General features: G+C 46.9%; 13 protein-coding genes and 1 pseudogene. All 14 read left to right on the top strand.

What is annotated here, in order from left to right:
- The first annotated feature begins 82 nt into the window (after nt 1–82).
- The 14 genes and pseudogenes from FD01_RS00880 (at nt 83) to FD01_RS00825 (ending at nt 13,464) form a co-directional block, all read left to right on the top strand.
- Nucleotides 83–1,144 (top strand): bifunctional glycosyltransferase family 2/GtrA family protein, encoded by a 1,062-nt coding sequence (locus FD01_RS00880; protein ID WP_225436240.1) that lies wholly within the window; start codon nt 83–85, stop codon nt 1,142–1,144.
- Nucleotides 1,128–3,119 carry a glycosyltransferase family 2 protein gene (locus tag FD01_RS00875; protein ID WP_225436241.1) on the top strand — a complete coding sequence of 664 codons (1,992 nt, stop codon included), beginning with the start codon at nt 1,128–1,130 and terminating at the stop codon, nt 3,117–3,119. Before FD01_RS00880 ends, FD01_RS00875 begins: the two co-directional genes overlap by 17 nt.
- Nucleotides 3,120–3,123: 4 nt before the next feature.
- A complete protein-coding gene (locus FD01_RS16470) occupies nt 3,124–3,627 on the top strand; it encodes a hypothetical protein (RefSeq protein ID WP_225436242.1) in 504 nt (167 codons plus the stop codon).
- Nucleotides 3,628–3,633: 6 nt separating this feature from the next.
- Complete coding sequence (locus FD01_RS00870) at nt 3,634–4,977, top strand: ABC transporter permease (protein ID WP_225436243.1); 1,344 nt, start codon at nt 3,634–3,636, stop codon at nt 4,975–4,977.
- 32 nt (nt 4,978–5,009) lie between these two features.
- Entirely contained in the window at nt 5,010–5,417 is a 408-nt protein-coding gene (locus FD01_RS00865) for a hypothetical protein (RefSeq protein WP_056962289.1), read from the top strand.
- Between the two features lie 147 nt (nt 5,418–5,564).
- Nucleotides 5,565–5,921, top strand: coding sequence for a 50S ribosomal protein L19 (rplS, locus tag FD01_RS00860; protein WP_054713729.1), 357 nt, complete (start codon nt 5,565–5,567; stop codon nt 5,919–5,921).
- Between the two features lie 53 nt (nt 5,922–5,974).
- On the top strand, nt 5,975–6,148 hold the full coding sequence (locus FD01_RS16355; protein WP_164480459.1) for a hypothetical protein: 174 nt from the start codon (nt 5,975–5,977) through the stop codon (nt 6,146–6,148).
- 11 nt (nt 6,149–6,159) lie between these two features.
- Nucleotides 6,160–6,402: a DUF896 domain-containing protein gene (locus tag FD01_RS00855; RefSeq protein ID WP_054713727.1), complete on the top strand. Its 243-nt coding sequence runs from the start codon at nt 6,160–6,162 to the stop codon at nt 6,400–6,402.
- 84 nt (nt 6,403–6,486) lie between these two features.
- Complete coding sequence (locus FD01_RS00850) at nt 6,487–6,705, top strand: YneF family protein (protein WP_054713724.1); 219 nt, start codon at nt 6,487–6,489, stop codon at nt 6,703–6,705.
- A gap of 402 nt (nt 6,706–7,107) precedes the next feature.
- A complete protein-coding gene (locus FD01_RS00845; protein ID WP_056962288.1) occupies nt 7,108–8,862 on the top strand; it encodes an ABC transporter ATP-binding protein in 1,755 nt (584 codons plus the stop codon).
- Nucleotides 8,855–10,638 (top strand): annotated as a pseudogene (locus FD01_RS00840) (ABC transporter ATP-binding protein). The gene FD01_RS00845 and the pseudogene FD01_RS00840 overlap by 8 nt, the downstream one beginning before the upstream one ends.
- 97 nt (nt 10,639–10,735) lie before the next feature.
- Nucleotides 10,736–11,152, top strand: a complete 417-nt coding sequence (locus tag FD01_RS00835) for a DUF805 domain-containing protein (RefSeq protein WP_054713722.1) — start codon at nt 10,736–10,738, stop codon at nt 11,150–11,152.
- Nucleotides 11,153–11,270: 118 nt separating this feature from the next.
- Nucleotides 11,271–12,728, top strand: a complete 1,458-nt coding sequence (locus FD01_RS00830) for an ABC transporter substrate-binding protein/permease (protein ID WP_152164716.1) — start codon at nt 11,271–11,273, stop codon at nt 12,726–12,728.
- Nucleotides 12,721–13,464: an amino acid ABC transporter ATP-binding protein gene (locus FD01_RS00825; protein WP_056962287.1), complete on the top strand. Its 744-nt coding sequence runs from the start codon at nt 12,721–12,723 to the stop codon at nt 13,462–13,464. Before FD01_RS00830 ends, FD01_RS00825 begins: the two co-directional genes overlap by 8 nt.
- The last annotated feature ends 205 nt before the right edge of the window (nt 13,465–13,669 follow it).

The following is a 13,669-nucleotide window of genomic DNA, read 5'->3' as shown; positions in this document are numbered from 1 at the left end:
GATACCAAAAAGAGTGACTTAGTATAAGCTTGGAAACAATTGGGAGACGATCTTCATTAATGATTTTCAACAAATTGGATTATTGATTCCAGCATTGGAACCGGATCAGCGGCTGATTGCTTTACTGCAAGATATCCTTGCGGCGCACTTCGCCGGACCGATTTTAGTGGTGGACGATGGTACAGCAGATCAAACGATTTTCAACCGGATTCAAACCGAATTCAGCCAGCGGGTGGTGGTGCGCCATCATCCCCATAACTTAGGTAAAGGGGCGGCGTTAAAAACTGGCTTTGCTTATTATGCAAAACATCAATCACAGTTATTAGGCATCGCGACGCTTGATTCGGATGGCCAACATACTTTCAAAGATTTATCGACTTGTATGCGCAAGTTTTTGCAACAACCTGACGCCTTAGTCTTAGGCTGTCGGAATTTTTCCAATGACATTCCGTTTCGCAGTCGGTTTGGAAATATCTTGACCGATCACTTGGTGCGCTTATTGACCGGCTTACATATCAGCGATACGCAAACAGGCTTGCGCGTGATCCCAACTGCGTATGCGCAAACCGCGTTGAATTTTGCAGGCGAGCGTTTTGAGTTTGAATTTACTATGTTGCTGCAAGCTAAAGCCAATCACGTGGCGATCATCGAACAGCCGATCGCCACGATTTATTTAAATGGCAATGCCAGCTCGCATTTTCGCGTGATTCGCGATTCTGTAGCGATTTATCTCCGCTTCATCAAATTTGCGATGAGTGGGTTGGTATCGTTTGTGATCGATATCAGCTTATTTGCGTTGTTCATTCACTTTTCACGTTCCACTGCTTTCGGTCAGGTCATGACAGCTACGGTTGCGGCGCGTTTATTATCTGCCGTGGCCAATTACTTATTGAACCATCACGTGGTCTTTGATGGCAAAGGCGAGCAAACCTTGGTGAAGTACATCGCCATCATGGTGGTGCAAATGGGGTTGTTGGGCTTGTTCACGTCATTGATGGCTTCTGCCGTTGACTTAGTGGGTCATCAAACTTTGGGTTTGACCTTGATCAAAATGATGATCGACTTCTTATTGTTCTTGGTCAGCTACCAAGTGCAGAAACGGTTGATATTTGTGGAGGCGCATCCCCATGGGCATGTCGAATAAAAAACGGTTTGTTTACATCTTAGCGCTGGTTTTATCCGTGATTTATTTGCTTTGGCGGGTATTTTTCACTATTCCATGGCACGCCCATCTTTTTGTGTTGATCTTTGCCTTGTTGCTGGTGACCAGTGAACTGTTTTCCAATTTCACCGCGTTTATCTTGATCGCGCTGCGGATGTTGAATTTCAACAAACAACAGCAACGGCTTAAAGTACCTGACTTTGCGCCGGCAATTGATTTACCAGCAGTGGATATTTTGATCTGCACGCATAATGAAGATGTCGACTTACTACGCAAAACCATCAATGCCGCGACCTTCATTAAATATCCTGACCGACGCAAAGTGACGATCGTGTTGTGTGATGACGGCAACCGGCCAGAAGCAGCCGCTTTAGCCAAAGAATATCATATTCGCTATATCGGCATGACGGACAACAAGCAAGCCAAATCAGGAAACATCAATCACGCATTGAAACAGCTTCATGCGCCATTATTTGTGATCTTAGATGCGGATATGATCCCATTTTCGACTTTTTTGATGCATTCGGTACCATTCTTTACTCAGAATTGGGAACAACAAGTCGTTGATCCGGATCACACCAAACCGCTGGGATTTGTTCAAACGCCGCAAAGCTTCTATAACGCGGATATTTTTCAATTCAATTTATATTCTGAAAAAATCGTTGCCAATGAACAAGATTTCTTCTCTCGAGACGTCAATATTTTAAATGGTGCCAATCAAATGGCCTTATTCACCGGCTCAAACGCGGTTTTTTTACGCCAAGCCGTTGATGATGTCGGCGGTTTTCCAACGGATACCTTGACAGAAGACTTTGAGCTAGGCGCTAAGATCAATTTCGAAGGCTATACCAGCTTAGCGACTGAACACCCTGAATCCAGCGGCACCACGCCAGTCGATGTCAAAGGCGTGATCAAGCAGCGCACACGCTGGGCGCGCGGGGTGATGCAAAGCTGTCGGAACTTGCATATTTTTATCAATCCGAAAATTCCGTTTTTGAATCGCATTATTTTGATCAACTCGTATTTGTATTGGTGGTCGTTTGCGCGACGATTGATTTATATTGCGGCGCCACTGCTATACGCCTTATTCAAAATTCAAGTCGTCAATGCGAATTTTTGGGTCTTGATGGTGGTATGGGCACCAGGGTACTTCCTTTTGCATTTTGTTTTGGGGGATGCCTCCAGTAAGATCCGAGATGAGCGCTGGGGCGAAGTGCAAGAAACCTTCTTTGCGCCGTACTTATTCCTACCAGTATTGCTTGAAACTTTGGGGATCAAGGAAAAGAAATTTAAAGTCACCAATAAAAAGGCACGCTCAACCTTCAAAGACAAGCTGTACATCTTACCGTATTTGATCATGTGGGCGTTGACGTTAATTGCGATCGTGTATTTCAACTATGGCAAATGGGGCTCTGAAATCTTAGTCGGCTCAGTGATCACTTTTTGGTTAGTGATGCACTTTATCAACTTGTCATTTTGCGTGTTTATCTGCTTAGGGCGTGGGATCGTGCGGCATTCGGAACGCTTTGAACGCCATGTGCACGGGGCAATGCTGATCGATGGGGTTGACGCCCAAATCGAAACTGAAGATATTTCTGATGGTGGCTTCTCGTTTCGCTTCAAACAAGCCGGCCCGCAACTTGCTCGTGGGGATCAATTTACGGGTTGGTTGAATCATGATGGCTATCATATCAAAGTCACTGGCGAGATCATGCGCAAAACCACTGATGATGTGCCTGGCTATGGGGCAGCGATGACCGCTTTGTCCACGGCGGCTGACCGCAATCACTATTTACAACTGATTTATGATGGTGAAAATGAATTATTGCCTGACGAACAAGATCGTTGGATTACGCCGTTTGATGAGTTATACATGAATTTTGTGATGCGCTTTAAACGCATCGATGCCTTGATGTTGAAACTCAATCGCAGCCAACGGCCAAATTTTAAGGAGTAATGCAGTGCTATTAGGTGTTTTGATTTTAATCCTTTCATTATTTGGATTTGATTTTGCGTTGCGTGTGGTAGGCGCCGAAGTGCATTTGGCCTGGATCACTAGCATGTTGGTTCAGATTTTGATCATGTATGGGTTTGCGATGTGTGGTCAGTTGGCCATGGGGATGCTGGTCGTCAATGTCTTAGGATGCAGTTTGTTTGCGGGCGTCGTTTTAGGCGTGTTATTGGGGAAGCTCAACTTTCCGTTTGCTGGGACGCATTTATTTGATCTATGGATGATTGCCATGGGCATCTTCATGGGGGTGGTGCTTTACAACAGCCCGTTGATCCATTATGACAATTACACGCATTGGGCCTTGATCGTCAAATTCATGACATACGCTGATCGCTTGCCTGGCGCGCATGACACGTTGATCACTTATACCTCGTATCCGCCAGCAACGGCATTATTCATCACCCGAGTGGTCAAGTTGATGGGTTTTAGTGCGGGCAATATGCTGGTCGCGTAGTTTGTCTTGATTTGGGCGAGTTTATACGCGATATTTGGCGTGGTCAAAGATAAGTCGCGCGGTTTGTTTTCACTATTGCTCTGCTTCATCATCGCGATCTCCAATGTCTTTAACATCGCCATTCGCATGAATAATCTGCTGGTGGATTATATTTTGCCGGTGATGGCAGTCGCAGGCGTGGCGGCGGTTTATGTGTATCGCAAACATCCTTGGTGGCAGTTAGGCACAGTCGGCTTGATCGGTGCCAGCATTTTGCTGGTGAAGAATTCTGGGACCTTTTACGTGGTCGTGATGGTGATTTACCTAGGTTATCAAGTGGCACATATTGCTCGAGGTCATTGGTGGCAAAAAACTATCCGGACGCTGGGCACGATGATCGCGGCCGGGGGTATGGCTTATGCCCCGTTTGCTTGGTGGAATTGGCATGTCAAGCACACCTTCAGCTTGTCCAAACATGAAATCTCAGCCACCGCCTATAAAAGTCAATTAGCGCATGAAACCACAACTCAGATCCTGGGGATCGGCAAGAAAATGATCCAAACTTTATTTTCTGGACAGTCCTTATCGGCAAATGGCATCTTGTTGTTGAATGTTGCGTTGATTGTCGGCTGGTTGATCATTCGCATTTGGAGCAAGCGTCGCAATGCGCTGCTCAAGACTGCGATGTGGTTAGACGTGATGTTTGTGCTTTATGTGATCAGCTTGTTTGGCATGTATGTTTTGGCGATGCCTTATAGCGAAGCGAAGTTGCTGGACGGCTATGAACGCTATATGTCCAGTATCGTAATCTTTGGCTTGTTCATAGCCGCGATGGTCGCAGTGGTGGTGATGGATGAAAGTATGGCCGAGCAGCGCTATGAAAAGCGTAGTTTGCGGACGTTTCATTCGATTTTTACCAAGAATGCCTATCAAGTGATGACTTTGGTGTTGATGATTTTCTCCATTATTATGATGTTTTCTGAGTCCAATGGGACGGCATATGCCAATCGTCAAAATAAAAATGCCTTGCCAGAACAATTGAATCGCATCATGACCCAGCGGACCAAGCTGAATCATGATAAAGTCGCGATCGTCGACCCGCACGCTGACGACGTGGCAAACTATTATGCTGGTTACGTGGGACGATATTATTTCTTCTCAGATCAAGTCGTCGGCCAAGAAAACTGGAACATGTCGCGAGCGCAATTCAAAAAAGCCGTCTTAGCCTTTGATTATGTGGCGATCCCTGAGTGGCACCGGACGTTTTCGGCGATGGTCAAGCAGGTTTGGGGGCAGTCGATCAAAACAGGTGTATTTAAAGTCACCAAGGCTGGGTTAGTGCGCGTGAAGTCATCCCAGACTAGCTGGTAATGGTGTGGTATACTCCAGTCAAGGTGATGAATATGAAAACTCGATTAGCGTTTCTACCGAGTACTTTAATTTTGTGGTTGTTCACGCATCTTGCGCAAACGCACGGTTTTGACTGGTCGTGGCACTGGTTTGATTTGTATCTGCTTTTAACATGGCTCGTGTTTGCACCAATGTGTGTTGCCTTGTTGACACAGCTCAAAGCCGAATCTGAGCAAACCGTCAAAGCGCGGCGTAATTTGTATCAACAAGTCGCCCATAACAGTAAGCTCTACCAAGATTTCGTGAATGGGTTTGGTTCAGGATCCAGTTTATGGTTTGAATCTGGGTCGATGGATCAAATTTTCCAAGGCGTGGTTCACTTTGGCTTGAGTGTGCTCGTTCAATTACTTTCACCATTGTTGGCAGTCGGGCTGTTGTTGATTGCAAAACCGAAATCGTGAGCATAGTTTTCGTTTCAAAAAACACATTAGTGGTTGTCTACTAATCATTTCTCTGCTATACTACACTATTGTGATTAGTCACATAACAACGATGTTCCGCTGGCTCAAGGTGGGTGAATGAATGTCGGTATAAGGAGAAGTTTTATTATGACCAAGCAAAACCCATTGATTGAAGAAATCACCAAGTCACAATTGCGTGACGATATTCCAGATTTCCGCCCTGGCGACAGCGTGAAAGTTTACGCTAAAATCGTCGAAGGCGAACGCGAACGTATCCAGTTATTCGAAGGCGTTGTGATCAAGCGCCACGGTACTGGTGTTTCTGCGACTTACACCGTTCGTAAGATCTCCAGCGGCGTTGGTGTTGAACGGACTTTCCCATTACACACCCCACGTGTTGAAAAGATCGAAGTTACCCGTCATGGTCAAGTACGCCGTGCTAAGTTGTACTACTTGCGGGCATTACGTGGTAAGGCTGCGCGTATCAAAGAAAAGCGCCGTTAATCCACTGAAAAGGTCGCAATTGCGGCCTTTTTTTATGCAAGGAGTTTTGTTGAATGGATGATTTAATTTATATTGTGTACTACGCGCATGCCGATACACCGGTGCGCATCATCAAGGCGTTCCGCTCGCTGACCCGCACCAAAGAATATGTGGGGATGTTGATGAATGCGCCGTTTCCGGGAGAAGACCCCAACGGCTACACATATGCTAGCATTCACTTGAACTAAGGAGATCAAACATGTCACAACCACAAGCAAGACTGGATCGGATCAATGAATTAGCCCACAAAGCGAAAGCGGAAGGGTTAACTGACGAGGAAATCAAAGAACGCGCAGAACTGCGCAAAGCGTATATTGCTGATTTCCGCGCTGGGTTCAAACAACGGCTGGAAACGACCCAATATTTTGATAAAAAGGGTAATGAAATCACGCCGAATAAGATCAAAAAGGTCCAACGCGACAACGGCTGGCGGCAAGACTAAAGGAATTTTTAACGATCGGGCTTTCAATGCTGGTCGACGTTTTGTACAATGGTTATTGTCTAATAAGAGGAGGCAGTTTTCGCTATGACATATGTACTCGTATTTGTAATCGGGGCCGCGCTGGGCGTTATCGGCGGTTTCTTCGGTGCCCGTTATTACATGAAAAAGTATTTCCAAGATAACCCACCGATCAACGAAGACATGTTGCGCACCATGATGATGCAAATGGGCCAAAAGCCAAGTGCTAAGAAGCTCAATCAAATGATGGCGCAAATGAAGCAAGCGCAAAAGAAGACCAAATAAGCCTTTACGCGTAAGCGACCCGGTGAGCTTTCACCGGGTCTTTGTTTTGCCTTCAAATATTATGAATATAGTTATACTCTGATGCTGGCGGGACGAAAAGTTAAGGGCTCCAGGCCAATCGACTCCGGCTGGATGAGCATGGAACGCAATCCGCAGAAGAAAAGCTAACTCGCAAAAACCGCGAGTGGATCTTTTCTTCTGCGCCGTTGTAAGAGGTAAACCTCTAACAACGGTTCGATGGCTGATGCCTATCCAGCCTCCGTCGATTGACCTTCCACGCAGAGCTTTTCTAGATCGTCATATTCAGCGAAAGTATTGCGTTGACTTAGGCGATACAATGGCCGTCACTGAAATTTGAATTTATCATCTTTCAATAGAACGAACTGTAAACGAGGTGAACTTGTGGGAATTTTTAAAAAATTGGGGTGGTACTTCCGCCAAGAATTTAAACGCTATGCCATTGGGGTATTGTGTTTGTTGTTGGTGGCATTAGTCAACTTGATTCCACCAAAAGTGATCGGGGCCTTGGTTGATACTATGGCCAAGCGCAACTTGACAATGGATCGCTTGTTGCTGTTTTTAGTGGCGCTGTTATTTGCTGGCATCGGCCAGTACTTGTTCCGTTATGGTTGGCGCAATGCCATTTGGGGTGGGGCGGCCAAGCTTGAAAAAACCTTGCGGACTCGTTTGTTTTGGCATTTTATGAAAATGGATGCCACTTTTTATCAAAAACATCGCACTGGGGACTTGATGGCGCATGCCACGAATGACTTAAATGCGATCCAAAACGTGGCAGGTGCTGGGATCTTAACCTTGTTTGATTCCGTGATCACTGGTGGCACCACGATCATTGCGATGATTTTCTTTGTGGATTGGCGTTTGACGGTGTTAGCAATCCTGCCTATGCCATTGCTTGCGGTGATGGCGCGGCAATTGGGGATGCGTCTGCATCACGCGTTTGGTAAAGCCCAAGCAGCGTTTTCGCGGTTGAATGATAAAACCCAAGAATCTGTTTCCGGCATTAAAGTGATCAAAACCTTCGGCCAAAGCAAAGAAGATACCGCTGATTTCAATCAGCTCGTCGACAAGACGGTGGCCATCAACAAGCGTGTGAACTTCTTTGATGGGTTATTTGATCCCACCACTAGCTTGATCATGGGCTTGGTGTATGTGATCACGATCATTTACGGGTCGCATTTGGTGATGACTAGCCAAATCACGATCGGGCAATTGGTTTCCTTTATCGCGTATGTCGCGGCTTTGGTGTGGCCGATGTTTGCTATCGGGCGGCTGTTCAACGTGTTGGAGCGTGGAAATGCGTCATATGATCGTATCGACAAACTGTTGGCCGAAACCAGCAGTATTCAAATCGCCCCTCAAGCGATTCAAACGCCGGCGCATGGGGACATTCGCTTTAAAATCAATCAGTTCTCCTATCCTGATGCCGACAGCGCCGCGTTAGTGAATGTTCATTTCACTTTACCAGCCGGGAAGACGTTAGGGATCGTTGGACGTGTCGGTGCCGGGAAAAGTACGATTTTCAAATTGTTGTTGCGTGAGTTCGATCGCTATGATGGCGAAATTGAATTCGGTGGCATCAATATTCGCGACTACAGTTTGGATGCCTTGTTAGATGCGATCGGTTACGTTCCACAAGATAACTTCTTGTTCTCGACGACCGTGGCAGATAATATTCGTTTTGCCAGTTTTGAGAAGGATGCGCAAGCCGTTGAGGCCGCAGCCTCTGAATCAGCTGTGCATGATGACATTTTGAAATTCACGGCTGGGTATCAAACCATGGTCGGCGAACGTGGGGTGTCGTTGTCTGGTGGGCAAAAGCAGCGCTTAGCGATTGCCCGTGCGGTGATCACAAGCCCCGAATTGTTGATTTTGGATGATGCGTTGTCTGCCGTTGATGCCAAAACCGAAGCGGCAATTTTGCATAACTTACATGACCAACGGGCTGATAAAACCACGATCATTGCCGCCCATCGCTTGTCGTCAGTGATGCATGCCGATGAAATTCTGGTGTTAGAAGATGGGCATGTCTTAGAACGCGGGACACATGATCAGTTGCTGGCCAATGATGGCTGGTATGCGCAAATGTGGGCCAAACAAGAACTAGAAGCCAAGCTTGGAGGTGAAGCCAATGCCTAAATATGAATCTGCTTGGGCGCGCAGTATTCCCATGAAGGAACAATGGCACATTGTGGGTCGTTTGATGCGCTACACCAAACCTTACAAGCGTCAATTCGGTGGGCCATTGTGGCGGCGGCTTTACTGGCTTCGGTCAACGTGGCCTTACCATGGCTACTGCAAGAATTCATGGATCGGTATTTGACCCATCAAACGGCGACCACGCAAATCGTGTTAGGCTTTGCTGGCTTGTATGCGTTTGGTACGATTTTAAAAGCCTTGTTTCAATTCTTTCAATCGTTTTTATTTGCGATGGGGTCCGAACGCGGGCTCGAAGATGTGCGGCGCGATTTGTTTGCGCAGTTGCACAAATTAGGGATGCGCTACTTTGATCAAACGCCGGCTGGGTCGATCGTGTCGCGAGTGACCAATGATACGGCGACGCTATCTGATTTCTGGAATGTGCTGTTATCCGTTTTGGTCGGGTTGTTTTCGGTGGTGTCGAGTTTTGTGACGATGTACGTGGTCAATGCCAAAATCGCGTTAATGGTGCTCGCGTTTCTTCCATTATTATTGTTTGCGATTTGGTATTACAGCCATTACTCCAGTAAAGTCTATCGCCATATGCGCGAAAAACTGTCAGAACTCAATACCAAGTTGAATGAATCCATTGAAGGCATCGGGATCATTCAACAATTCCGCCAAGAAAATCGGATCGCGCAAGAATTTGAAACCACCAATCAAGAGTACTTGCGGACGCGGACGGCGATGATCCGGGTGAACTCGTTGTTACTCAGCCCGATCATCAACTTGTTGTACAGTTTTGCGTTAGTCGCAGTTCTGGCAGCGTTTGGGATCATGTCCATGCATGCTTTTGTGGCTGCTGGGGTGGTTTACGCGTTCACGACGTATGTGTCGAATTTCTTCAATCCCATGACCAACATGATGGATTCGTTGTCGAACTTTCAAGATGGGGTGGTTGCCGGTTCCCGGATTTTTCGGATTTTGGATAATCAAGAGTTTGCGCCTGCCGCTAATCCTGGTGCCAGTGCCACTTTGACCCATGGGAAAATTGAATTTCGCCATGTGTCGTTTGCTTATGATGGCAAACATGAGATTTTACATGATATCTCTTTTGTCGCCAATCCTGGGGAAACCGTCGCGTTAGTTGGCCATACCGGTTCTGGGAAGTCCTCGATCATCAATGTGATGATGCGCTTTTATGAATTTGGTCAAGGCGAGATCTTGATTGATGATGTCGACATTCGCGAGTACCCGATGGCGGAGTTACGCGCAAAGTTAGGTTTGGTTTTGCAGGACTCGTTCATGTTTTACGGGACTGTGGCGTCAAATATTCGCTTGTTTAATGAGCAGATCTCTGATGATCAAATCAAAAAAGCCGCAGAATTTGTCCAAGCGGATCGCTTCATCGAACAACTCCCTGGCCAATACGACGCGAAAGTGATCGAAGGTGGCGCGCAGTTTTCCAGTGGCGAACGGCAATTGATCAGCTTTGCCCGCACCGTGGTGACCAATCCGAAAATTCTGGTATTGGATGAAGCCACCGCGAACATCGATACCGAAACTGAAGCCGTGATCCAAGAAGGCCTCAAGCGCATTCGCCAAGGCCGTACGACCATTGCGATCGCGCATCGCTTGTCCACCATTAAAGATGCGAATTTGATTTTAGTGCTGGATGCTGGGCATATCGTGGAACGCGGGACGCATGATGAACTGTTAGCCAAACATGGGCGTTATTATGATATGTATCGCTTACAAACTGGAATGAGCGATTAAGGTTGAGAAAACGTGCTGCCGAAGGGGTGGCACGTTTTTTTGCGTCAAAATTGACGGAATGGGGAAACTTGTTAAGCTGTTGCTGGAGGTGATGGGGATGCATTTGGAAATTGCCGCGCCGGCGACCTTCAAGCGGACTCATAATTGGTATTATGGGGTTCGTGAAGGTGAGGCCGTGGTGGCATTGTGGTTGAATGGCTTCAATTTCAATGGCTGTAGTACGCGCTGTGAATATTGGTGGGTGCAATTAGCGGGATTGTGCATGAATCTCAGTCTGTCGGTGTTTGATCTTTCCTTAGGGTGGTTGGCTTGGCTATGGACGCTGCCGATGTTGAGTTTAACGGTGCGGCGTTATCGTGATGCCGGGGTGTGGTGGCCACTGGCACTGCTTCAGCGGGTTTGGTTATATCGTCTGCAAAGTGAACCAATGACCTTGATAATAGCCGGCGTGATGTTATTGGTGATTGTTGTCAATTGGGTCATTTGCAGTTTGCCGAGTCAGGTGCAGCCGTAATCAATGTCGTCGAGTGGGTGCTCGGCGATTTTTTTTGCGAGAAGTATGAATATTCGTTGAATAAAAATCAAAACTAGTGTATAGTGTGGCTTATAGAAATTTGGGGAGGAATTCAGTTTTGAAAAAGTTATTGCGTTGGCTGATGGCTTTAGCCGTTGCCATGGTTGCGTTTGTGGGGGTCGCCGCTCAACCGGTACACGCCACAGATGACAGTTTGGCAAAGATCAAGGCCAAGGGTACCTTAGTGATGGGTACCAGCCCAGACTACGCCCCTTATGAGTTCCTGGTGAACAAAAACGGCAAGAACCAAGTTGTCGGTATCGACGTGGAAATTGCCAAGAAAATCGCGTCTGACTTAGGCGTGAAGTTGGTCGTTAAGCAAATGGATTTTGACTCTTTGCTCGTCGGCTTGGAAACCCACAAAGTTGATATGGTGTTATCCGCGATGACACCAACCTCTGCGCGGAAGCAAAGTGTTGATTTTTCACAGATCTACTACACGGCCAGCCAAGACATCATTGTCAACAAAGCTGATGCCAAGCTGTACAAAAATGCAGAAAGCTTTGTCGGCAAGAAAGTTGGGGCCCAAACCGGTTCCATGCAAGCGGACTTGGTCAAACAAAAAATGACCGACTCCAAGCTGTTGGGTTTGACTAAAGTCACCGATTTGATTTTGGCCTTGAAGTCCCACAAAGTCGAAGGGGTCGTTGCCGAACATCCAGTGGCCCAAGCTTATGTCGATCATGACAAGCAATTGGCCATTGTGAAATCCGGCTGGACCTTGGATCCGGAATCAAACGGCCAGGCCATCGGTTTTGCCAAAGGTTCAGATACTTTGGTCGCCGCTGCCAACAAGTCGATCAATGAAATCAAAAAGCAAGGCTTGATCAAGTCTTACACTAAGACTGCTTGCGATTACATGACCAAAAACACCGCCAATACTTCGATGTTCCATTACTGGAAGTTCTTTGCCAAAGGGGTCGAATACACCTTATTGATCACCGCAGTATCTGTAGTGTTTGGGGTATTGATCGGGACATTGATGGCGTTGATGCGTTTAGGCAAAAACAAAATCTTGCATACCATCGCGGTGGCTTATATCGAATTTGTCCGTGGCACGCCATTGATGATCCAAGTGATGTTTGTCTACTTTGGGATCGGGTTGTTCGTCGATGTGCCAGCCTTAACCGCTGGGATCATCGCAGTGTCCTTGAACTCCGCCGCTTATGTGGCTGAAATCATTCGCTCCGGGATCGATTCGATTCCGACTGGGCAAACTGAAGCGGCTCGCTCACTTGGCTTATCCACGCGTCAAACCATGACCAGCGTGGTTTTGCCACAAGCAATTCGCAACATTTGGCCAGCATTAGGGAATGAATTTATTTCCTTGATCAAGGAATCATCGATTGTTTCCATTATCGGGGTCACAGATTTGATCTATCAATTGAAGGTCGTTCAAACCGCTACTTATAAAGGGGTCGCACCGATCTTTGTCGCTATGGTGATTTACTTCGTCCTGACCTTCACCTTATCGAAGATCTTGGGGCATTTTGAAAGGAAGATGCAACATGACTAAACCATTAATTCAAATCAACCATTTGGTCAAGAAATTCGGGGACAACGTGGTGTTAAATGACATCACGGAAACCATCAACCAAGGCGACGTGATCGTTGTCATCGGGGCTTCTGGTGGTGGTAAGTCCACGTTCTTGCGGAGCTTGAACTTACTGAACCAACCGACGAGCGGCGAAATCGAATTTGAAGGCACCAACTTGGTCGGCTTATCCGAAAAAGAACTCGATAAAGTCCGCGAAAAAATGGGCATGGTGTTCCAGCAATTCAACTTGTTCCCAAACATGACGGTGCTTGAAAATATCAAGTTAGCCCCAATGAAGGTCAAAAACCAAGATGATGCTGCTGCCACTAAGAAAGCCCATGAACTGTTGACGCAAGTCGGCTTGGATGACAAAGCAGATGCTTATCCAACGAGCTTGTCTGGTGGTCAAATGCAACGTGTTGCCATCGCTCGCGCTTTGGCGATGGAACCAGACGTGATGTTGTTTGACGAACCAACTTCTGCGCTTGATCCAGAAATGGTCGGCGAAGTGTTGAAAGTTATGCAAGACCTTGCCAAATCTGGGATGACCATGGTGATCGTGACCCATGAAATGGGCTTTGCCCGTGAAGCGGCGGATCAAGTTTGGTTCATGGACCAAGGCGTGATCGCTGAAAAAGGCGAACCAGAACAGATCTTTACCGCACCAAAACATGACCGCACCAAAGACTTCTTGTCTAAAGTGCTGGCGCAATAATCATGAGAACCGTCGGAGAGATTCGGCGGTTTTTCTGTGCTTGAAATTCGGCAAAATCACGATCTGCGCGTACACTTGAAATGCGTTTGGGGGAGCAGGGCAAGGAGGCCCGCATGAAAAAAATCGCGATTTTGTCGTTGTCGTTTTTCACCCGCAAATTGCAAGAACAAGTTAGCCACTCCGTGGCACGACACCGTGAGGCGAA

It is taken from the genome of Lacticaseibacillus manihotivorans DSM 13343 = JCM 12514 (assembly GCF_001435035.1).
Taxonomy (GTDB): domain Bacteria; phylum Bacillota; class Bacilli; order Lactobacillales; family Lactobacillaceae; genus Lacticaseibacillus; species Lacticaseibacillus manihotivorans.
The sequence above is the reverse complement of the archived record's forward strand: the minus strand, read 5'-3'. Positions and strand labels throughout refer to the sequence as shown.